This is a genomic window from Aureimonas phyllosphaerae (genome assembly GCF_047943035.1).
Classification (GTDB): Bacteria; Pseudomonadota; Alphaproteobacteria; order Rhizobiales; family Rhizobiaceae; genus Aureimonas; species Aureimonas phyllosphaerae.
On sequence record NZ_CP181348.1, the window covers coordinates 3,588,813 to 3,608,809 of the forward strand.

Annotated in this window: 20 protein-coding genes and 1 pseudogene; 10 read left to right on the forward strand and 11 right to left on the reverse strand. The window is 64.6% G+C overall.

What is annotated here, in order from left to right; all coding sequences use genetic code 11:
* Positions 1-10 precede the first annotated feature (10 nt).
* A pseudogene (locus ACLNGM_RS17235) lies at positions 11-487 on the reverse strand (cyclophilin-like fold protein).
* 235 nt (positions 488-722) lie between these two features.
* On the opposite strand from ACLNGM_RS17235, the gene ACLNGM_RS17240 reads away from it, so the two are divergent.
* From ACLNGM_RS17240 to ACLNGM_RS17260, 5 genes are all read left to right on the forward strand, one after another.
* Positions 723-1,505 carry a carboxymuconolactone decarboxylase family protein gene (locus ACLNGM_RS17240; RefSeq protein WP_416355856.1) on the forward strand — a complete coding sequence of 261 codons (783 nt, stop codon included), beginning with the start codon at positions 723-725 and terminating at the stop codon, positions 1,503-1,505.
* Positions 1,506-1,609: 104 nt separating this feature from the next.
* Positions 1,610-2,371, forward strand: a complete 762-nt coding sequence (locus ACLNGM_RS17245; protein ID WP_416355857.1) for a glucose 1-dehydrogenase — start codon at positions 1,610-1,612, stop codon at positions 2,369-2,371.
* A 114-nt stretch (positions 2,372-2,485) separates the two neighbouring features.
* Positions 2,486-2,884: a cupin domain-containing protein gene (locus ACLNGM_RS17250; RefSeq protein ID WP_416358478.1), complete on the forward strand. Its 399-nt coding sequence runs from the start codon at positions 2,486-2,488 to the stop codon at positions 2,882-2,884.
* Positions 2,885-2,948: 64 nt separating this feature from the next.
* A complete protein-coding gene (locus tag ACLNGM_RS17255) occupies positions 2,949-3,428 on the forward strand; it encodes a cupin domain-containing protein (protein WP_416355858.1) in 480 nt (159 codons plus the stop codon).
* Positions 3,429-3,474: 46 nt separating this feature from the next.
* Complete coding sequence (locus ACLNGM_RS17260) at positions 3,475-4,338, forward strand: aldo/keto reductase (RefSeq protein WP_416355859.1); 864 nt, start codon at positions 3,475-3,477, stop codon at positions 4,336-4,338.
* 285 nt (positions 4,339-4,623) lie between these two features.
* Here ACLNGM_RS17260 and ACLNGM_RS17265 read toward each other — a convergent pair whose 3' ends face one another.
* From ACLNGM_RS17265 to ACLNGM_RS17295, 7 genes are all read right to left on the reverse strand, one after another.
* Positions 4,624-5,454 carry an MBL fold metallo-hydrolase gene (locus ACLNGM_RS17265; protein WP_416355860.1) on the reverse strand — a complete coding sequence of 277 codons (831 nt, stop codon included), beginning with the start codon at positions 5,452-5,454 and terminating at the stop codon, positions 4,624-4,626.
* A gap of 177 nt (positions 5,455-5,631) precedes the next feature.
* Positions 5,632-5,931: a YciI family protein gene (locus ACLNGM_RS17270; protein ID WP_416355861.1), complete on the reverse strand. Its 300-nt coding sequence runs from the start codon at positions 5,929-5,931 to the stop codon at positions 5,632-5,634.
* 139 nt (positions 5,932-6,070) lie between these two features.
* The gene (locus ACLNGM_RS17275; RefSeq protein ID WP_416355862.1) at positions 6,071-7,564 is read right to left on the reverse strand and encodes a tripartite tricarboxylate transporter permease; all 1,494 of its coding nucleotides are present in this window, start codon (positions 7,562-7,564) and stop codon (positions 6,071-6,073) included.
* A 10-nt stretch (positions 7,565-7,574) separates the two neighbouring features.
* Positions 7,575-8,036, reverse strand: coding sequence for a tripartite tricarboxylate transporter TctB family protein (locus ACLNGM_RS17280; protein WP_416355863.1), 462 nt, complete (start codon positions 8,034-8,036; stop codon positions 7,575-7,577).
* A 24-nt stretch (positions 8,037-8,060) separates the two neighbouring features.
* On the reverse strand, positions 8,061-8,804 hold the full coding sequence (locus ACLNGM_RS17285) for an SDR family NAD(P)-dependent oxidoreductase (protein ID WP_416355864.1): 744 nt from the start codon (positions 8,802-8,804) through the stop codon (positions 8,061-8,063).
* Positions 8,805-8,847: 43 nt separating this feature from the next.
* Complete coding sequence (locus ACLNGM_RS17290; RefSeq protein WP_416355865.1) at positions 8,848-10,329, reverse strand: aldehyde dehydrogenase; 1,482 nt, start codon at positions 10,327-10,329, stop codon at positions 8,848-8,850.
* Positions 10,330-10,432: 103 nt separating this feature from the next.
* Positions 10,433-11,413 carry a Bug family tripartite tricarboxylate transporter substrate binding protein gene (locus ACLNGM_RS17295; RefSeq protein ID WP_416355866.1) on the reverse strand — a complete coding sequence of 327 codons (981 nt, stop codon included), beginning with the start codon at positions 11,411-11,413 and terminating at the stop codon, positions 10,433-10,435.
* Between the two features lie 203 nt (positions 11,414-11,616).
* On the opposite strand from ACLNGM_RS17295, the gene ACLNGM_RS17300 reads away from it, so the two are divergent.
* Positions 11,617-12,582 carry a LysR family transcriptional regulator gene (locus tag ACLNGM_RS17300; protein WP_416355867.1) on the forward strand — a complete coding sequence of 322 codons (966 nt, stop codon included), beginning with the start codon at positions 11,617-11,619 and terminating at the stop codon, positions 12,580-12,582.
* 13 nt (positions 12,583-12,595) lie between these two features.
* On the opposite strand, the gene ACLNGM_RS17305 is transcribed toward ACLNGM_RS17300, so the two are convergent.
* Genes ACLNGM_RS17305 through ACLNGM_RS17315 form a run of 3 tightly spaced genes read right to left on the reverse strand, consistent with a single transcriptional unit; the run spans position 12,596 to position 15,726 of the window.
* The gene (locus ACLNGM_RS17305) at positions 12,596-14,041 is read right to left on the reverse strand and encodes an aldehyde dehydrogenase family protein (RefSeq protein ID WP_416355868.1); all 1,446 of its coding nucleotides are present in this window, start codon (positions 14,039-14,041) and stop codon (positions 12,596-12,598) included.
* Positions 14,042-14,053: 12 nt separating this feature from the next.
* Positions 14,054-14,941, reverse strand: a complete 888-nt coding sequence (locus tag ACLNGM_RS17310; protein WP_416355869.1) for an SDR family NAD(P)-dependent oxidoreductase — start codon at positions 14,939-14,941, stop codon at positions 14,054-14,056.
* A complete protein-coding gene (locus ACLNGM_RS17315) occupies positions 14,938-15,726 on the reverse strand; it encodes an HpcH/HpaI aldolase family protein (RefSeq protein ID WP_416355870.1) in 789 nt (262 codons plus the stop codon). The genes ACLNGM_RS17310 and ACLNGM_RS17315 overlap by 4 nt, the downstream gene beginning before the upstream one ends.
* 270 nt (positions 15,727-15,996) lie before the next feature.
* Here ACLNGM_RS17315 and ACLNGM_RS17320 point away from each other — a divergent pair, with 270 nt between their 5' ends.
* From ACLNGM_RS17320 to ACLNGM_RS17335, 4 genes are all read left to right on the forward strand, one after another.
* Positions 15,997-16,836: a hypothetical protein gene (locus ACLNGM_RS17320; protein WP_416355871.1), complete on the forward strand. Its 840-nt coding sequence runs from the start codon at positions 15,997-15,999 to the stop codon at positions 16,834-16,836.
* Positions 16,837-16,905: 69 nt separating this feature from the next.
* Positions 16,906-17,769, forward strand: coding sequence for a fumarylacetoacetate hydrolase family protein (locus tag ACLNGM_RS17325; RefSeq protein WP_416355872.1), 864 nt, complete (start codon positions 16,906-16,908; stop codon positions 17,767-17,769).
* A 226-nt stretch (positions 17,770-17,995) separates the two neighbouring features.
* On the forward strand, positions 17,996-19,033 hold the full coding sequence (locus ACLNGM_RS17330) for a Bug family tripartite tricarboxylate transporter substrate binding protein (protein WP_416355873.1): 1,038 nt from the start codon (positions 17,996-17,998) through the stop codon (positions 19,031-19,033).
* A gap of 160 nt (positions 19,034-19,193) precedes the next feature.
* On the forward strand, positions 19,194-19,949 hold the full coding sequence (locus ACLNGM_RS17335; protein ID WP_416355874.1) for an SDR family NAD(P)-dependent oxidoreductase: 756 nt from the start codon (positions 19,194-19,196) through the stop codon (positions 19,947-19,949).
* Positions 19,950-19,997 lie beyond the last annotated feature (48 nt).

The window sequence follows — 19,997 nt, forward strand, 5'->3', positions numbered from 1 at the left end:
CACGGCCTCTCTAAGACACGCGCTCGACCCGCAAGGGGAATGTCCCCGATACGTGGAGGGCCTCGCGGCCCTCCTCGAAACGATCGAGGCGTATGAGGCCCGGATTGCGGTAGTCGGCGTAGAACATCGCCAGATTGCCCCAGGGAACGTATTAGCAGAGGTCGTAGGGGCGCTCGTCACCGAAGGGAGCGCTTCCCTCCTCCGTCAGCTTGCGCGGCAGATGAGCGATCTTCTCGTTGCCACCGAAATCCTCGATGGTGAGGTCGAGTGGCAGCATCGAGACGAAGTCGTTCGCCGTGGCATTCTCGTAGAGTTCTGCGATCATCTCGCGGTCACCGAAGATCATGCGAACACGGATGCCACTGGACACGCGTTCCTGCGTGACCGCCCCCTTCTGACCTAGGGCAGGTCGCGAGCCGAACGCCGCCGCCGTGGCTGCAGCCGTCATGAGCGTCCGACGGGAGATCGATGCGTTCACTCGTATCATTTCGCGCTCCGTATCCGTCGCGGACGGAAAGCGAGACCATCGACGACGAGGGATTCTCACCCGGCTCCGGAACCGATGCCATCCCCTTTCCGAAATAATGACACCGAAACAACCGGTCGCTCCGGGCGTGTCATTCATGAGCACCGCTCATCGGCGCTATCGATCGTGGCCGACTAATCGCATCGTACTGCACCCTTACCTTCAGACCGACTACTAGAATCTGAAGGGGCTCTCGATGAACATCCTTGGAATCGTGTCGGCGGGTCTCGTCGCCGGAACTCTCTCGTCCGCCTCGGCTCAGGAGTCGCGCTCCTCCTCAATGCTACTGCCCTTACCGACGCCTGCGGTCGATGCTGTCGCACCGGCTCTCGGTGCCTTCACCCGCGATACGCTTCTGAACGAGGTCTGGAACAGACCCGATCTCTCGCGACGGGATCGAAGCGTCGTCACCGTCGCTGCCCTGATCGCCAGGGGACAGACAGGCGAGATGCCATTTTACGTCGAGCGCGCCTTGGACGAAGGCGTGACGCCTGTCGAACTGTCTGGGATCGTCACGCACCTCGCCTTCTACTCGGGCTTCCCCAACGCCGCGGGCGCGGCCGAAGCTACCAAGGCCGTCTTCGATCGCAGGGGTATCACGGCCGATCAGCTTCCGGGCTTCGATATCGATCTGCTGCCGCAGGATGGGGCGGCTGAAGCCGCCCGCGAGAAGACCGTGGAAGAGACGGTCGGCCCCGTCTCGCGCGGCGTCGTCGAGTACACGAACCTCCTTTTCGATCGGGTTTGGCAACGTCCTGATTTGGCGCCGCGAGATCGGAGTCTGATCACGGTCACGGCGTTGATCGTCTCAGGACAGACCGGACAGGTCGGCTTCCATCTCGGCAAGGCCATGGACAACGGCCTCACCAAGGCCGAGGCGTCCGAGGTGCTGACCCACCTCGCCTTCTACGGCGGCTGGCCGAACGTGTTCTCCGCGGTCCCCGTCGTGAGGGAAGTCTTCGAGACCAAGGGGAACTGACCCTATCCGGCATTCGAGCCACGCGAACCGGCGTGGTCATGGACCTTCAAGGCGTGCCGGCCCCCGAGGCCGCCTCCTGACCGGATCAACCCGAGGAGCAAGAGATGAAGATCGATTTCGACGGAAAGGTCGCGCTGGTCACCGGCGCCGCATCCGGCATGGGTCTCGCGACCGCACAAGCGTTCGCAGATGCTGGAGCCGCGGTCGTGCTCGCCGATGTGGGCGACGAAGCCGTCGGAAAGGCGGCCCGCGAGCTGGTCGCCTCCGGGCATCGTGCGATCGCCGTTCGTTGCGACGTATCGAACGACGGCGACGTCGCAGCGATGATCGACAGGACCGTGAGCGAGTTCGGACGCCTCGACGCCGCCTTCAACAACGCTGGTGTCATGGCCCGGATCGCGCCGACGGCGGAAGCGACGGACCAGGAGTGGGACCGGGTCATCGGGATCAATCTACGTGGCGTCTGGAACTGCATGCGTCATGAACTGCGTCAGATGCAACGACAGGGTGGCGGGGCCATCGTCAACAACGCGTCCGTCGGGGCTCTGACGGGCAACCCAGGCATCGGAGCGTACATCGCATCGAAGCACGGCGTGATCGGCCTGACGCGCACCGCGGCGCTCGAGTACGTCCGTGAAGGCATACGCGTGAACGCCGTCAATCCCGGACTGATAGACACTCAGATCGGGAAAGACGTGGTCGACGGCGATCCGGATGCATACGCGAGGATGGTCGAGGGCATTCCGATCGGTCGACCAGGCCGTCCCGAGGAGATCGCGGCAGCGGTCCTATGGCTCTGTTCGGAGCACGCGAGCTTCGTCGTCGGACAGGGACTCACGGTCGATGGCGGCGCGACGGTCCCCTGACGGAGCGTCCGTTGACGCCCGCGGATCTGAACGAGATTTGGAACAACCCGAACCCAGGTGCGGCTCGATGCCGGATGGCATAGCCGCTCGTGGAAGCGACAAGGAGATCAGGTGATGGACATCGTCAGAAACGGAACGAACCCATCCGGTAAGGGACCTTCGGACTGGTTCACGGGCACGGTGCGCGTGGATCCGCTCTTCGCCCCGAACGACGCAAGACGTGCGGCGGCGTCGACCGTCACGTTCGAACCAGGCGCTCGTACGGCGTGGCACACCCATCCCCTCGGACAGACCCTGATCGTCGTGAGTGGCGTCGGCCTCGTTCAACGCGTGGGTGGCCCCATCGAGCAGATCCGCCCTGGTGACGTCGTCTGGTTCGAACCGGGCGAGAAGCATTGGCACGGAGCCTGCGCGACGGTCGCGATGACCCATGTCGCCATCCAGGAACAGAAGGACGGCAAGGTCGTGGACTGGATGGAACACGTCACCGACGACCAATACCGCCAGGCCTGATCCCAACTCGCGCCCAGGTCGCTGAACGACCAGTCGGTGCCAACGGATGATAGGAGAAATATCGATGTCGACCAAGATGCTCACGACCACGCTCGTCACGCTCGTCACGCTCGGTCTGCTCGTCGGGGCGGCCTATGCCGAAAGCACCGTGATCTCGGAGAACGGATCGAGGCCATCGGCCAAGGGACCCGAAGCGAACTTCACCGGGTCCGTCACCGTCGATCCACTCTACGACCCGAACGAGGAGACTTCGAACAGCGGCGCCGTGGTGACGTTCGAACCGGGCGCACGATCCGCCTGGCACAGCCACCCCGCAGGTCAGACCTTGATCGTCGTCGAAGGGACGGGATGGGTTCAGGAGGAGAACGGGGCGAAGCGCTCGATCCGGCCGGGTGACGTCGTCTGGACGCCGCCTGGCGTGAAGCATTGGCATGGAGCGACCGACACGACCAGCATGTCGCACATAGCGATCACCAACGTCCGCGACGGGAAGAACGCCGACTGGATGGAGAAGGTCTCAGACGAGGTCTACGAGGCCGATTGAGCACACCGCAGCCAACCCGCCGTACCGATAGCGAGAGAAGGCGATCATGACATCGACCACGACCTTTGAACTCCACAACGGGGTCACCATACCGAAGCTCGGGCTCGGCACCTGGCGCATCGGCGACGACGAGGTGGCGCATGCCGTTCGAGAGGCGATTGCGCTAGGTTATCGTCATATCGATACGGCGCAGGCCTACGGGAACGAACGCGGAGTCGGAGAAGGCGTCCGAGCTGCCGGGCGGCCGAGAGAGGAGATCTTCGTGACGACGAAGGTCGGTGCCGACATCAAGGACTATCGCGGGGCAGTGGCGAGCATCGACGGCTCGCTCGCGGCGCTGGGTCTCGACCACATCGATCTGATGCTCATTCACAGCCCTCAGCCCTGGTCCGGTTTCCGCAGCGGTGACCATCACTTCGAGGGCAATCTCGAGGTTTGGCGAGCGCTCGAGGAGGCTTACCGGTCGGGGAAGATCCGGGCCATCGGCGTATCGAATTTCGAGGCGGTCGATCTCGACAACATCATCGAGAACGGCGCGCTCAAGCCGATGGTCAATCAGGTCCTGGCCCACGTCGGCAACACGCCCTTCGATCTCATACGATATGCGCGGAGCAAGGATATCCTCGTCGAGGCGTACTCGCCGGTGGCCCATGGCAATCTCCTGCGGAACGGGGACCTTGCCGCTATGGCGGAAGCCTATGGTGTCGGCATCCCGCAGCTCTGCATCCGCTATTGTCTCCAACTCGGCCTTCTGCCGCTTCCCAAGACGGCAAACCCGGAACACATGCGCTCCAACGCCTCGGTCGATTTCGAGATCTCGTCGGAGGACATGGCGATCCTGGAGAATGCCGAACGCATCAAGGACTATGGGGATGCGAGCCATTTCCCGGTCTTTCGCCTGGGCGACTAGAGAACGGGGCTCCTAGATTTCAGGCTCGCCGTGGTGACGGAGCGGAGGCAGACGGTCCGGCCTCCGCTTCCCGGATGTCGGGCTTCGCCGATCGTCGAGGCGTCGTGGTCGACATGCGTCGTCGACGGCGGCGTCCGTACCGGCCCAATGATGCCGGCTCGCACTTTGCCAGTGCCACGTTGTCGAGAGGATGAAGACCCGACGATGGCCATGGCACGGTCGGTCTACTGACCAAGCCAGCATTTACGCTGCCCGCTTCGATCGTCTCTGCGTCTCGAATTCAGTTCAACGGTACTCAACCGGCACGAACCCGGATCCTGAACCGAGACGCTCCACCCGAACCGGATGTGTCGCCGGCAGATGATAGAAGTATGCGGGAGTGGAGGCCGTCGCGAGGTGATCGAGAAGCCGCTGACGCATCCTTGTCCCCTCCTCCATCTCGACGTCGAAGCGCATTCCGATGTCCGGAAAGTCGAACTGGCAGCGATGATGGATGATATCGCCGGCAACGAAGAGGGATTGGCCGCCGGACGAGACCATGAAGCTCGAGTGTCCGGGCGTGTGACCGCGTGTGTGGATGACGACGACTCCGGGAAACGGCTCCTGTCCATCCTCGAACGTGCGGATGCGGTCGCGATGAGGGCCGAGCGTGCGCTGTGCCTCTCGGGCGGATCGCTCTCGCGGTGTGCCCATACGCTCGTCCGATAGCCAGAAGTCGAGATCCGCGGAATGGAGATGAATCTTGGCCGACGGAAAGCGGAGCGAGCCATCGGAGCACAGGATACCACCCACGTGGTCTCGATGTGCATGGCTGAGCAGGATCGTATCCACCGCGTCACGTCTCAGCCCCGCCTCGTTCAGCGCGAGTTCCAGCGGCGAGCCGGGAACATCGTCGTCGGAACTTCCCGTGTCGAGAAGCGCAATTTGATTCCCCCGCCTCAACGCGAGTACATTCTGGGGGACGACGACTTGCTCTCCTGGTTCAAGCCCATCGAGATGTTCCCATGGGCCGGGAAGCGGCGCGAACACGGCATCCGGCGTTCCGATCGGCAGTGGCCCCGCCGAGAGGACGAAGACCTCGACGTCGCCGACTGTGAAACGGGTGAACCTCGCCAACTTCGTCGTCCTCGTCCTGCGACCGCGGAAACGATCGGTGCTGCCGGTCCACTCGCGTAACCCGCTGCCTCGGGCGCGCCGGAGGCATCCTCCGAATGTCCGGAGATGCTCGGGACCCCGCGCACCTGCTCGCTTGCCAAGAGCGAACCGATGCGCGGGGTCCAGCCACCGGTTTCGTCAGATCGTGATGCGCTTGTAGTCGAAGATTGCCTTCTTCCAGCGATTCACGCTGTAGTTCGAGAAGATGCCGTTCTTGAAGAACGGGTCGTTCTCGATGAAGTCGACCGCCTCCTGCCTGTCGTCCGTGTCGAGGATGATCAGGCCGCCGTTGTAGCCCTCACCATCGTCGGTGAAGAGACCACCGCTGGCGATCACGCGGTGAGCGTTCGCGATCATGTACTCGAGGTGGATGGGGCGCAGCCCCTTGCGCTTCTCGACCGTTCCTTCGTTGTCGGTGTAGCGGATCACGTACGGCATGCTGGATTCCTTTTGTGTGACAGGGTTCGAGGTCTTTCCTGCTCCCGACGTCGCCGGGACGCATGGTGGGGGTCGAGTCCTCTCGGTTGCGTGCGAAACGAGAAGGACGGGATCGGTTGCGGCTCGTTGGACCGAGGGATCACTCGGCGAGCGCCTGGTCCTTCTTGCGGCGAACCTTGGGTAGAACCATCGCGACGAGGGCCAGGGCCGCGATCGCCAGGAAGGCCGCGCTGATCGGACGCTCGAGGAACACGATGGCGTCGCCTCGGGACAGGACCAGCGTCCGCTTCAGGTACTCCTCCAGCATCGGTCCGAGGACGAAGCCGATCAGAAGCGGCGCGGCCTCGAAGTCCAGCTTGATCAGGAGGTAGCCGACGACACCGAACAGGACCATCTGGTAGACGTCGAAGACCGAGTTGTTCACCGAGTAGGCGCCGATCGCGCAGAACACCAAGATCGCCGGATAGAGGTACTTGTAGGGCACCTTCAGAAGGGACACCCAGACGCCGATCAGGGGCAGATTGATGACGAGGAGCATCAAATTGCCGATCCACATGCTGGCGATCAGACCCCAGAACAGCGTCGGCTGCTCCTCCATCATGCGCGGGCCCGGCTGGATGCCCTGGATCATCATGGCGCCGATCATCAGCGCCATGACAGCGTTGGCCGGGATGCCAAGGGTCAGCATGGGAATGAAGGACGTCTGCGACGCGGCGTTGTTGGCGCTTTCCGGCCCGGCGACACCCTCGATGGCCCCCTTCCCGAACTCGTCGCGGTGCTTCGAGACCTTTCGTTCGAGCATGTAGGCGGCGAAGGTCGACAACGCGAGACCGCCACCCGGCAGGACACCGAGGATGGAACCGAGCGCCGTGCCGCGCAACACGGAAGGGACGGAGCGCGAGAACTCCTCCTTCGTCAGCCACAGCTTGCCCACCCGCGCCACGGAGCCGGAACGGTTCTCCGGGTTCTCCAGGTTCCGGATGATCTCGGCGATGCCGAAGAGTCCCATCGCCAGCGGCACGAACCCGACGCCCTCGAAGAGCTGACTGAACCCGAGGGTGAAGCGGATCTGTCCGCTCTGGAGGTCGGTTCCGACCAGACCCAGGGCAACGCCCAGGACGATCATGGCGAGCGACTTGAAGAGGTTGCCCTGGGCAAGGACCGTGGCGACGACCAGGCCGAGGAGGATCAGCGAGAAGTATTCGGCGGGGCCGAACCTCATAGCGACGGAGGTCAGCAGAGGTCCGGCCATCGCGACGACGAGCGTCGCGACCGTTCCGGCGAAGAAGGAACCCAGCGCTGCCACGGCCAAGGCTGCACCGGCCCGTCCGGCGCGAGCCATCTTGTGCCCCTCCAGGGTCGTGACGATGGCGGTGACCTCCCCCGGCAGATTAAGAAGGATGGCGGAGGTCGAACCACCATACTGGGCACCGTAGTAGATGCCCGCGAGCATGATCATCGACGTGATCGGATCCAGTCCGAACGTCAGGGGCAGCAGCAGGGAGATCGTCGCAACCGGGCCGATTCCCGGAAGTACGCCGATGGCGGTGCCGATGAGGCAGCCGAAGAACGCGAACGTGAGGTTGTTGAAGGTGAAGGCGACCGAGAGGCCGAGCGCGAGATTGTCGATCATGTCGGCCTCCTCAACCGTTGGTCAGGAATGGAGGAAGGAACGGTACGTTGATGCGCAGTCCCCAGGCGAAGACGACCCAGCAGATCGCGACCAGGGCTACGGTCAGTGCGGCGATGCCCTTCGGTGTCTGATCCGAATCCGCAAGACCACTGAGGACGACCAGGACGATCGTCGCGACCGCCATCCCGAGATCCTCGAGGAGAAGTCCGAAGGCGACGAGCGAGGCGACGATCAGCGCGACCTTCCGCCAGGCGATGTCCTCGATGGCGGCCGGCTCGCCGAAGAATCCGGTGATGAGGACCGCAGCACCGAGCCCCCCAAGAGCCAGGAATACGACGAGAGGCATGTAGCCGGGCCCCATGCGGCTCGCCGTTCCGACCGTATGGTCGAGGTTCAGGTAGAGACCGCAGGCGGTAAGGACGAGAAGTAGTAGACCCGCCGTCACGTCCCGTACGTTGATGTTCTTCGCCATGCTGTCGCCTGCGGGGTGAGGGGTTCAGTGGAAGGAGCGTCCGCCATCGGCCGCCAGCGCGGCTCCGGTCACGTAGGACGACTCACGGCTCGTCAGGAAGAGAATGGCCTGGGCGATCTCGGCGGGCGTGGCGATGCGCTTCAGCGCGTAGTTCGTCACGTTCGCACGGTGGCCGTCGGCCATGGGCGTGTCGACCATACCGGGGCATACGGTATTGACACGGACCCGCGGTGCCAGTTCGGCCGCGAGAGCCCGGCTCAGGTTGACCACACCGCCTTTAGATGCCGCGTATGCGGTGTGCCCCGGCGCGTTTGGAAGAAGTCCCTGAGCGGAGGCGATGTTCACGACGGTCGCGTCGGATGCGGCCTGCAACGCCGGCACGCAGCTGCGGGTGACGAGGTACGTTCCGATCAGGTTGACTTCGACGACCCGGCGCCATGTCTCGACCGGCATCTCGTTCACGTTGCCGGTCGCCATGATGCCAGCGGCGTTGACGAGCCCGTCGATCCCGCCGAGCAACCCTTCGGCCTTCCTGACGGCGGCCTCGACCTGCGTCTCGTCGACGATGTCGGCCTGCACCACATGTCCCCCGATGGTACGCGCCAGTTCGCTGGCGGCGCCTGCGTCGCGATCCAGAAGCGCGACGAGCGCCCCTTCCGACGCGAAGAGTTCGACGGTCGCCCGACCGATGCCGGAGCCTGCGCCGGTCACCAGGATGCGCCGGCCCTTCAGGCGCGGGACTGACGTATGGGGAGTGGTGTCGTTCATCGCGCTTTCCTCCGACGGGATATCGGGACCTTCGAGAAGATCGTCACCGCATCACGAAGGGATTGCTCGGCGCCGTCTCGGCGGTCGAGATCATGACGTTCTTCGTTTCAAGAAATTCGTCCACGGCTTCGATGCCGCCCTCGCGGCCCAGCCCGGAATGCTTCATGCCGCCGAACGGCACCATGTAGCTGTAGGCCCGGTACGTGTTGATCCAGACGGTCCCGACATGGAGTGCCTTCGACATCCGGACGGCTCTGGCCATGTTGCCGGTCCATACGCCTGCGACGAGCCCGTACTGCGTGTCGTTGGCGATGCGGATCGCTTCCTCCTCGGTGTCGAAGCCGATGATCGAAAGGATCGGTCCGAAGACCTCCTCCTGGGCGATGCGCATCGAGTTCGACACGTCGGCCAGGATCGTCGGCTCGACGAACTGCCCGCCGGTGAGGTTCGGAGCCTCGGCGGCTCGGCCACCGAGGATGCAACGAGCGCCGTCCGCCTCGGCCACGGCGAGGTATTCCATGACCTTTCGGAACTGAGGTGGAGTGGAGATCGGGCCGACGTCGGTCTCTGGATCCATCGGGTCGCCGAGCCGGATCCGCCGTGCCAATTCGAGGAGCCGTCCGCTGAACTCCTCCATGACGGATCGCTGGACCAGGAGTCTCGATCCCGCCGTGCACATCTGCCCAGAGGCCCCGAAGATGCCGGAGACCGCACCTGCGGCGGCCAGATCCAGATCGGCGTCCGCGAACACGATGTTGGGCGACTTCCCACCCAGTTCGAGCGACACCCGCTTCATAGATCGGGCCGCCGTCTCGTAGACTCGTGCGCCCGTGCTGTCGGAGCCCGTGAACGTGATCTTGGCGACGTCGGGATGCTCGACCAGCGCCGCACCCGCTTCCTGCCCAAGTCCCGTGACGACGTTGAACACACCGTCCGGCAGGCCCGCCTGTCGCACGAGTTCGGCGAACTCGAGCGTGCTGGCCGAGGCGAACTCGGAGGGCTTCACGACCACGGTGCACCCTGCCGCAAGAGCCGGGGCACACTTGACCGCCGTGAACCAGAGCGGAGAGTTCCAGGCCGTAAGGGCTGCCACCACTCCGATCGGCTCCCTGGTGGTGAAGGAGATCGTGTCAGCCTTACCGAGCGGGATCGAACGCCCCTCGATCTTGTCGGCAAGACCACCGTAGTATCGCCAGCACTCGGCGACGCCCCCGAGCTGCCCCCGCGTCTCGCGAAGGAGCTTGCCATTGTCGCGGGTCTCGATCTCCGCAAGGCGATCCCGATTCCGTTCGATCAGGTCCGCGAGCGCGGACAGGTACTTTCCGCGCTCCGTGCCCGTGATCGTTGCCCATGGACCCGTCTCGAGCGCTTCTCGAGCCGCTCGGACGGCATCGTCGACGTCCTTGGAACGGGCGCGAGGAATTCGGGCCCAGACGTCTCCCCGGAACGGGTCGACGGTCTCGAGCGTCTCGCCGTCCGAGGCGTCGGCGAACACGCCGCCGATGAACATCTGGTAGTTCTGCATGGACGATGCCTTCCGGTCCTGTCGGCGGCAGGGCGCCGCGCACCCCGCGCAGCAGCGCAGGGCTTCGGGCCGTGCCTCTTGATGGGGTGTCACGATGGTCGGATCAGTCGGTGAACCGAACGCCGTTGTCCTGAATGACCTTCTGCCAACGGCTGGCCTGAGTGGTCATGAAGTCCTTGAGTTCCGGTCCGGTCAGGATGTTCTCCTGGAAAGAGAGAGGCCCGAACTTGTCGCGGAAGGAGGCGCTCTGGACGCCCTTCTGGATCGCACCGAAGAGACGCTGCACGACCGCGTCCGGGGTGCCGGCCGGTGCCATGTATCCGTACCAGAGGGTACTGTCGATGTCTGGGTAGCCGAGTTCCGTCATCGTGGGGACGTCGGGAAGGTTGGCCGTACGCTGGGCCGACGTGACACCCAAGACGCGGATGCCGCCGTTGCCGGCAAGGACGGCGGCCTCGCGGGCGGATGGGAACATGATCTCGGTGAACCCACCCGTCAACGCCTGCAGTCCCTCCGGATTGTTCCGGTAGGAGACGTGAACTCCATTGCCGCCGATCTCGTTGATGAAGCGGACCGCCGTGAGATGGGCAAGGGTTCCGGCGCCGGCACTCGCATAGGTGACGCCATCGGCGGATTTCGCCTTGGCGACGAGGTCGTCCATCGTCTTGATGTCCGACTGCGCCGAGACGACGAGCGCCATCGGGTAGCCGCCGATCCCGATGACGGGAGAGAACGCATCGAGGTCGTACGGGAGGTTGTCGCGCAGTACGGTCTGCACGATGCCCGACGTCGTCAGGCACAGCAGACGGTATCCATCAGGATCGGACGAAGCGACCACCTGGCCAGCGACCGTCGTAGCGCCGCCACCGCGGTTCTCGACGATGATCGTCTGCCCGAGATCCTCACGGATTTCCTCCGCGAGGAAGCGGCTCAAGGTGTCGTCGTCTCCGCCGGGCGCATTGCCGATGATGAACGTGACCAGACGGTTCGGATAGTTGTCCTGAGCATCGGCAAGTCGAATCGAGCCGGGGGCCAGCATCGCGACGGCGGCTGCACTCAGAAGGAAGCTTCTGCGCGTGATCATGTTTTCCTCCCAGAAATGGAACCGCCTCCAAACGGCACCAGTCAGTTGAGTCTTATTGGCATCGACTCCGCGATGCTACCGACGATGCCGCCTGACAGGACGAGGGTATAAAACGGCATTATATCGTGCTAGCGTTACCCCATGCGAGCCGGGGATCGGGCGACCATTCATGCCGGCGGATAGGCTCGCTTCGGGAGAGTGCCATGTCGTCCGATCGCATGACGATCGACCCCAAGAAGTTGCTGTTCCTCGCGACCATCATCGAGCACGGGAGCCTCAACAGCGCCGCGAAGGCGCTCGAGGTCACCCAGCCGGCTTTGTCGACATCGATGAAGCGCCTCGAAGAGGAGATCGGCGTCCAGGTCCTGGAGCGTGGGCCTGCAGGCATCGTCCCGACGGCTGCAGGCGAAGTGCTGTACTGCCACGCCCGGCTCATCCGCGACGAGATCGGGCTGGTCAAGCGTGCGCTCATGAACGCCAGGGACGGCACACCGGTCGTGATCCGGATCGGAAGCCTGCCCAGCCTGGCGAGTTCGCTGATGGCCGTTGCTCTCGAGAAATGGAGGCACATTCACCCAGATCGCGAACTGCAGATCGTGGAGGTTCCGCAGATCGACCTTCTGACGGGGCTTCTCCGGCGTGAGTTCGACTTCGTGATCGGCTTCACGGAATGCTACGATCTCGAGAGCGGGCTGCGGCAGAGAGTGCTGTTCCGCGACAAGCTCTATGTCGTTGCACGCGCAGACCACCCCCTGGCTTCCGTCAGGCAGCCCGACTGGGCCACGCTGATCCAGTACCCCTGGGTCTGTCCGACCGCCCGCCGCTCGCACGTCATCCTCGATGCCGTTCTGAGGAAGGAAGGCCTATCGACGCCGGAACAGATGACCGTCTGCGGATCGGTCGGACTCCTGAAGGCGCTTCTCATGAACGGCGACCACCTCGCGGTGCTCCCCGTCCACGCCGTCCGGGCCGAACTCGAGGACGGGCGTCTGTGTCGACTGGACGTGACGGACACAGCGCTGGACCGCAACATCGCGGTCTTCTTCCGCGAAGGCTTCCAGCTCGACGAGCCGAGCCGCGAACTCGTGACGATCATAGGCGCCGTCGGCCAGGAGATGGCCAGCAGCGACGCTCTCGCACCGCCGCGGCCCGTCGAGACCGCGGCCTGACGCGGTCGGGCGTTCAGCGCACCAGAGAAGGCAGGGCCCGAGACCTCTCCGAGAAGCCGAAGACGGCCTTGGTCTCGAGGTATTCCTCAAGCCCGAAGATCCCCATCTCACGGCCGTTCCCCGACTGCTTGTAGCCTCCCATCGGCGAAGCGGCGTTCGCGGGGGCACCGTTGTAGAAGACGCGTCCAGCCCGAAGTCTCCTGCCGACCGCATATCCACGCTCGGGATCGGCGCTGAAGACGTATCCCGCGAGCCCGAACGGACTCTCGTTCGCGATCTCGACGGCCTCGTCCTCGTCGTCGTAGGGCATGACCGCAAGCACGGGACCGAAGATTTCCTCTCTCGCGATCGCCATGTCGGGCGTGACGTCGCCGAACACCGTCGGCCGCACATACGCACCGTCCGAAAGTCCTTCCGGCGGCTCCAGCCCCCCACAGATGAGCGTCGCGCCCTCCTCCAATCCGGTCCTGATGTAGCGACGGACGCTGTCGTAGTGCGCCTTCGTCACCATCGGCCCCATCGTCGTGGAAGGATCGCGTGGATCGCCCATACGGATCCGGCCGACCTCGTCCAGTATCCCATCGATCGCCTCCTCCATCCTGGTCCGCGGTACGAGCAGTCGGCTCGGCGCATGACAGGACTGCCCGGCATTGAAGAAGCATCGCTGTATGTTCCAGCGAGCCGCCTGCGCGACGTCCGCGTCGGGAAGCACGATGTTCGCGGACTTGCCGCCCAGTTCGAGGGAAACCCGCTTGATGGTCTGGGCGGCGACCTGCCCGACCCTTGCTCCTGCCTCCGTCGACCCCGTGAACGACACGAGATCGACGTCCGGATGGGCTGTCATCGCCTCTCCTACCGTCCGTCCGCTGCCGACGACGAGATTGACGACGCCCGCCGGAACGCCGGCGTCGTGAAGGATACGGGTCAGGACGATCGCCCCCAAAGGTGTCGCCTCGCTCGGCTTGCACACGACCGTGCAGCCAGCGGCCAACGCATAGGCCATCTTCACGGCGAGCGTCTGGATCGGCCAGTTCCAGGGGGAAATCAGGGCGCACACGCCGATCGCCTCGCGCCGGACGATCGTCTCGCCGATCCGCGTCTCGAAGTCGTACGCCTCCAGCACCTTCCCGGCCTGGCGGAAATGCGCGAGAGGTCCCTCGACCTGTACCCTCGCCGACACGGGTGAACCCATCTCCTCGGCGATCATGTCCGCCAACTCGTCCATCCGAGGCTCGTAGGCCGCGGCGATCCGGTTCAGCAGGTCGAGCCTCTCGGCGACGGTCGTCTCGGAGAACTCCTGGAACGCCCGCCGTGCCGCGGCGACGGCCGCATTCGTCTCCTCGGCTCCGCCGAGCCCGACCGTCGCGAACGGTCGGCCGTTCGAAGGATCAACGAGTTCGCGGCGACGTTCGGAAGGCCGCCAGACACCGTCGACGAACACACCTTCGTAATGACGCATGGTGTCCGCTCCTCAGCTGCTGTGGGTGTAGCCGCCGTCGCAGGCGATCGTTTGTCCAGTGATGAATCCCGACGCGGGCGTCGACAGGAAGAGCATCAGCCCGACGAGGTCGGTGTGGATCATCCCGCGTTGTATGCACTGATGGGACAACTGCAGACGCCGGAGTTCCGGCGTCGGATTGACCGTGCGGTCGACCTCCGTAGCGACCGGTCCGGGGCGTACGCAATTCACGTTGATCCCGTCGGCGCCCAATTCGCGTGCCATCGCGTTCGACATTCCGATCATGGCCGACTTCGACGCGACGTAGTGGAGGTAGTTCTTCACGCCCTTCGGAACGGCGTCCGAGGAGATGTTGATGATCCGCCCCCAGCCGGCCGCTCGCATGACGGGAGCGACGGCCCTGGCGCAGAGGAACGGTCCAGTGACGTTTACGCGGATGACCCGATCCCATTCCTCGAGCGGGATCGCCTCGAACTGACGCTTATCGAGGGTGGCGAACATCGCGGCGTTGTTGATCAGGACGTCGATGCGACCGTGCTCGGCAACGGTTGCGGAGACGAGGGCCTCGACCGACTTCGGGTCGGCGATGTCGACCTCGACGGCGCTGGCACGCCCACCCTGCGCAACGATCTCGTCACGCACCTGGCGGGCCTTCTCGACGTTGAGGTCGGCCACGATCGGAACGGCGCCGGCTGCTGCGAACTGCCGGGCAAGTTCACGCCCGATGCCCTGTCCCGCCCCGGTGACGATCACGACCCGATCGACGACGCTGAAGTCCCGCCCCCACTCCGGCACGCCGGAATCCTGCGGCAGCTGAACGAAGATCTCGTTGGCCACGGGGACCCCGTTCGAGGGGCTTCTTGTCGGCTCGGCTCCGAGCCCGTTGCTCACGGTGGTCATTTGAACTTCCTTGCGTGCGCGATGGCGGCGTTCGTGAAGAATGTGACGTCGGCGCCGGCGGTCGCGTAGCGAGCGCCGAGCGCGATCATCTCGCGTGCGACTTCAGGCTGCCCGCCCAGTCCCCCGACACCGAGATGGATGCCGTTGGCCGCACAGGCGGCGGCGACCTGCCCGAAGGCGTCGCGGACCGTCGGGTGCCCGATCTGCCCCGGCACGCCGAGGGCATTGGCGAGATCGTTGGCGCCGACGAGGAGCATGTCGACGCCGGGGACGGCAGCAATGTCGCCGACGCGGGCGAGTGCATCGGTCGACTCGATCATCACGATCACCATCGTGCGTTCGTTGATCGCGGCCATCGCCTCTTCGGCCGGGGTGGGTCTGAAGTCGAGCGCAGGCAGGCAGGGAGCGATCGAACGTGTTCCATGAGGGGGAAACTTCGCCGCCCTGACGACCTCAGCCGCGGCCTCCGGGGTCTCGATCTGAGGAACGATGATGCCGGTAGCACCGCATTCGAGCGCACGGGCGATCGAAGCGTGGCCCGCATCGGCGACGCGCACCAACGCGGTCATCCCGGTCAGGTTGCTGGCGATGCAGATCTGCGAGATCGTCTCGAGCGAGAAGCTGTTGTGCTCCTGATCGATGAACAGGCAGTCGAAACCTGCCGTCTTGGCGATCGCCACGATCTCCACGCCCCGGACGAGGCGCACGATCATTCCGACGGCAAGTTCCCCGGCAGCCATCTTCGACAGCAACGGGTTCGGCGAACCGGATCCGATCTTGGACAAGGTCAAGGTCTCCCGCGAGTTGCCGGAGGAACATCCTCACCACGAACGACGCGGCCCAAGTCGGCACCGCACATCGGCGGAGCACGGGGCGTCGATCACTTCCGGCACTGCAAGTTGAAGGGAGCAGGGTGCGGAATCAACCGAAGACGAATGCTGCCCGTCCGGCCCTATAAATTTATCTATACCTCGATCCGAGCGAGGATTTTCGGTCGGACGTCGGTCCTCTAAGAGTTCGTTGCATCCGATTTCGACACACCCGAGGAGGAGACCATGCGTATTTCCGAGGCAGCGAAGGCAGACGGTGCGGCCGTCGGCAGCATGCGCGACGGCAAGCTCGATCAGAAGTTCCTGCTGACCGGCGACGACAATAGCCCGAACAACTACCTCCTGAACGTCGGCAAGACCGGCTCGGGCGGCTGGGGCACGCCGCGTCACCGGCACAACTTCGACCAGATCCGCTACGTGCTGAAGGGCAGCTATCCCGTCTCGCCGCATAAGGTCATGAAGGAAGGCTCGGTCGCATACTTCCCGGAGAGCGTCCACTACGGCCCGCAGGATCGGCCCGAGGGCCTCGAGATGATGGTGATCCAGTTCGGAGGCGCCAGCGGAGAAGGCTTCCTGAGCGTCGCCAAGCGAGAGGCCGCGAACGAGGCACTCAAGAAGAAGGGAACCTTCGCGAACGGCGTCTTCACGTGGTTCGACGAGAAGGGCGGCAAGCACAACATGGATGGTTCCGCAGCCTGCGTCGAGGAGGCGACAGGGCGGAAGCTGACCTTCGCGACCCCGCGCTACGACGACGTCATCATGATGGAGCCCGAGGCCAGCGAGTGGGTTGCCTCTAAGGCGCCCGGCGTCGCGACCAAGACCCTCGGCGTCTTCACCGAACGCGAGACGCGGATCGGTTTCATCAAGGTGGACGCCGGCGCGACCCTCGACACCGGAACGCGTGACGCGATCGAGGTGCTCTTCCTCAGCGAGGGCAGGATCTCGGTCGACGGTCAGGACTACGGCCCCCAGACCGCCATCGAGCTGCTGCCCGAGGACGCGCCGAGCCGGATCCAGGCGTCCGAGGACGCCCTGTTCCTCTCCGTCCGTCTCCCGAAGTTCTAACCGAGGTCGCCTCGTCCCGGCGTGCGGCCCCATCGGCCGAACGCCGGGCGCTCGCGACGAGAGAACCCCATGAAAGTTGCTAGATTCTCCAAGGACGGTAGCGTCCGGATCGGTATCGTCGACGAGGCGAACGCGACCGTCAGCCCCGTGGAATCCTCCATCGGCACGGTCGCGGACCTCATCCGCAGGTCTGTCGAAGGTACATCGCCCGCTTCCGGGACTTCCGAAGCGATCGCGCTCTCCGACGTCAGGATCCTCGCCCCCATCGTTCCGGAACGAAACATCTTTTGCGTCGGCAAGAACTACTACGCGCACGCCAAGGAGTTCGCCGGTAGCGGCTTCGAGGCCGGAGCGGTCAAGGGCCAGGAGATCGACGAGTACCCCGCCATCTTCTCGAAGCCTCCCAGCACCGTCTGCGGACCGGGCGACACGGTCGAGATGCACCCAGAGGCGACGCAGGCCGTCGACTACGAGGCCGAACTCGCAGTGATCATCGGGCGTCCAGGACGCAACATCTCCGAGGCGAACGCCATGGAGCACGTCTGGGGTTACACGATCGTCAACGACGTCACGGCTCGGGACCGCCAGAAGCGGCACAAGCAGTGGTTCGCCGGCAAGGGCCTCGACACGTTCTGTCCGATGGGTCCTTGGATCGTGACCGCGGACGAGATCGACGGCCAGAACCTCGACATCGAATGCCGGGTCAACGGCGAGGTCCGGCAGCAGGCCAACACCACCGACCTGATCTTCAAGATCCCGCAGCTGATCGCCGCGATCTCGGCAGGTCTCACACTGCAGCCCGGCGACGTCCTGGCCACCGGCACACCTGCCGGAGTCGGCATTGGCTTCGATCCGCCGCGTTTCCTCAGGGGCGGCGATCGAGTCGAGATCTCCGTTTCGGGGATCGGCACGCTCAGCAACGACTTCGCCTAAGGGGCGATCCGAGCGCCTGCTCCAATTCGGGCGACGGAGTCGATCCCTCGCCCGACTTCCGGGAATCCAGCTTCGGAGCCTCTGCCTGCCCCGGATATAAGAAAACTTATATACCCGCCTCGAGAACTCTGTCGGAGATGGGATCGGGCAGATAGCATCCGCTCGAGCACGCAAGAAGATCCGAGACATCGGACGAGCAAGCGCAAGCAGTTCATACAACGAACAAATGGAGCCGGACGCCTCTAGAGGGCCCGGAGGGAGGAAGACCGCGATGACGAGTATGTTTATGAACAGGCGGGAGATGCTACTTGGTAGCCTCGCCCTCGGCGCGGCCTCGCTGGCGGGAGGCTCTGCCCTTGCCGCCGGTGGATCGGGTCAGCTCCGCTGGATCGTCGGATACCCGCCTGGCGGATCGACCGACGCGATCGCACGACTGCTGGCCGGCCCGCTCGCGGGCAAGATCGACAAGACCATCATCGTCGACAATCGCCCCGGTGCAGGTAGCGCCGTCGGTGCCACCGCCCTCGCCCAGTCGGCTCCCGACGGGCAGACCGTCATGGCGGTGGACAACGGAACGCTGGTCATCAACCCGGTGGCCTATAACAACCTGCAGTACGATCCGGATCGCGACTTCCGCCCGGTCGGACTCTACGCCGAGATCAACATCCTTCTTGCCGTGGGCAAGGACCAGCCGATCAACAGCGTCGCGGAGTTCATCGAGCAGGCGCGCAACTCGCCCGACCCGTTGCCGTACGCCAGCCCCGGCATCGGATCGCCGCTGCACCTCGCCATGGAGCGGTTGGCACGGGCCGCCGACCTGAAGCTGGAACACATCCCCTACCGTGGCATGGCTCCGGCCTTGAACGACGTTCTGGCCGGCGTGGTCCCGAGCATCGTCATCGACTACACCACGGCTCGCGAGATGATCCGTTCCGGCGGCATCAAGGCTCTCGCCACGCTCTCCGAGAAGCGGCTTCCCGCGGCTCCCGACCTCCCGACGATCGCCGAGCAGGGCGTCCCCAGCTTCTCGGCCGGGGCATGGCAGGGCATGGTGGTTCCGGCAAAGACCCCCGACGACGTCGTCGCCCGGTTGAGCGATGCACTCGCGTTCGCGCTGAAGGACGATGCGGTCAAGGCGCGATACGCCGAACTCGGCCTCGGAATGCCGGCGAGCGATCCCAAGACGTTCGCCGACCGTTGGCAGGCAGACAAGGCCGTGCTGCAGCCCTTGATCAAGGATCTGGGCATCAGCCTGCAGAACTGACGACGGTCGGCTCGCCGGCCGATCGGCCGGCTGTTTCCGATCTGTCGTCGGGGTCCGCCTGCCCTCCCCGGCGGGCCCCATACTTCGACGAAGTCGCACGCCGCACCTTGGATGCATTTCCCGCGGTGGTCCGTGCACCCCATCCGAATGGAGACTGAGAATGAATAGGTTCGAGGGTCGAGCCGTGATCGTTACCGGTGCCGGCAGCGGCATCGGGGCCGCCTGCGTGAGGCGCCTACATTCGGAAGGTGCGCATGTCCTTGCCCTCGACGCCAACGACAAGGGCGTCGATGCGATCGTGTCCGAGTTCGGTGGCGACTCCCGCGTGAAGGGCGCGGTCCTGAACGTCTGCGACCAGAAGGCGGCCATCGACCTCGTCGCCGCGGAACGCGCTTCGTTCGGTCGCCTCGACGGCCTCGTCAACTGCGCCGGCATCACTGGCGTGGCGAACGTCATGGACGTGCAGCCGGATCACCTGGAGCGTGTCCTCGCCGTCAACCTGGGCGGAACGGTCAACATGTGCCAGGCTTTCGTCCGGGCGGTGCACGAGGACGCGAACCCGAGGGCCATCGTCAACATCTCGTCGGGCGCGGGACTGATGGGTGTCGCCAACCGACTGCCCTACGTCGCCTCCAAGTTCGCGATCTCCGGCATCACCAAATCGATGTCGCCCGAACTCGGACCGTTGGGCATCCGGGTCAACGCGGTCGCTCCGGGCATGACGAAGACGCCTCTCGTCGAATACATGCTCAAGGATCCCGAAGCCGTCGCACGCATGAATGCGGCCCATCCCATCGGTCGCATCGGCAACCCCGAGGAGATCGCCGCCGTGATCGTGTTCCTGCTGACGGACGATGCCAGCTACATGACCGGCGCGGTTGTCTCCGTCGACGGCGGCGAGACCGCCTGTCTCTGATTTCGAGCCGAAGACGGTCCCCGGCATCTCGCCGGGAGACTCCTGTAT

Bases quoted from the DNA above. Each gene is read 5' to 3' on its own strand.
- ACLNGM_RS17325 (WP_416355872.1), top strand. From the start codon at position 16,906: ATGAAAGTTGCTAGATTCTCCAAGGACGGTAGCGTCCGGATCGGTATC.
- ACLNGM_RS17320 (WP_416355871.1), top strand. From the start codon at position 15,997: ATGCGTATTTCCGAGGCAGCGAAGGCAGACGGTGCGGCCGTCGGCAGC.
- ACLNGM_RS17275 (WP_416355862.1), bottom strand. From the start codon at position 7,564: ATGATCGACAATCTCGCGCTCGGCCTCTCGGTCGCCTTCACCTTCAAC.
- ACLNGM_RS17290 (WP_416355865.1), bottom strand. From the start codon at position 10,329: ATGCAGAACTACCAGATGTTCATCGGCGGCGTGTTCGCCGACGCCTCG.
- ACLNGM_RS17335 (WP_416355874.1), top strand. From the start codon at position 19,194: ATGAATAGGTTCGAGGGTCGAGCCGTGATCGTTACCGGTGCCGGCAGC.
- ACLNGM_RS17260 (WP_416355859.1), top strand. From the start codon at position 3,475: ATGACATCGACCACGACCTTTGAACTCCACAACGGGGTCACCATACCG.
- ACLNGM_RS17240 (WP_416355856.1), top strand. From the start codon at position 723: ATGAACATCCTTGGAATCGTGTCGGCGGGTCTCGTCGCCGGAACTCTC.
- ACLNGM_RS17255 (WP_416355858.1), top strand. From the start codon at position 2,949: ATGTCGACCAAGATGCTCACGACCACGCTCGTCACGCTCGTCACGCTC.
- ACLNGM_RS17295 (WP_416355866.1), bottom strand. From the start codon at position 11,413: ATGATCACGCGCAGAAGCTTCCTTCTGAGTGCAGCCGCCGTCGCGATG.
- ACLNGM_RS17245 (WP_416355857.1), top strand. From the start codon at position 1,610: ATGAAGATCGATTTCGACGGAAAGGTCGCGCTGGTCACCGGCGCCGCA.
- ACLNGM_RS17250 (WP_416358478.1), top strand. From the start codon at position 2,486: ATGGACATCGTCAGAAACGGAACGAACCCATCCGGTAAGGGACCTTCG.
- ACLNGM_RS17270 (WP_416355861.1), bottom strand. From the start codon at position 5,931: ATGCCGTACGTGATCCGCTACACCGACAACGAAGGAACGGTCGAGAAG.
- ACLNGM_RS17285 (WP_416355864.1), bottom strand. From the start codon at position 8,804: ATGAACGACACCACTCCCCATACGTCAGTCCCGCGCCTGAAGGGCCGG.
- ACLNGM_RS17330 (WP_416355873.1), top strand. From the start codon at position 17,996: ATGGAGCCGGACGCCTCTAGAGGGCCCGGAGGGAGGAAGACCGCGATG.
- ACLNGM_RS17305 (WP_416355868.1), bottom strand. From the start codon at position 14,041: ATGCGTCATTACGAAGGTGTGTTCGTCGACGGTGTCTGGCGGCCTTCC.
- ACLNGM_RS17300 (WP_416355867.1), top strand. From the start codon at position 11,617: ATGTCGTCCGATCGCATGACGATCGACCCCAAGAAGTTGCTGTTCCTC.
- ACLNGM_RS17310 (WP_416355869.1), bottom strand. From the start codon at position 14,941: ATGACCACCGTGAGCAACGGGCTCGGAGCCGAGCCGACAAGAAGCCCC.
- ACLNGM_RS17280 (WP_416355863.1), bottom strand. From the start codon at position 8,036: ATGGCGAAGAACATCAACGTACGGGACGTGACGGCGGGTCTACTACTT.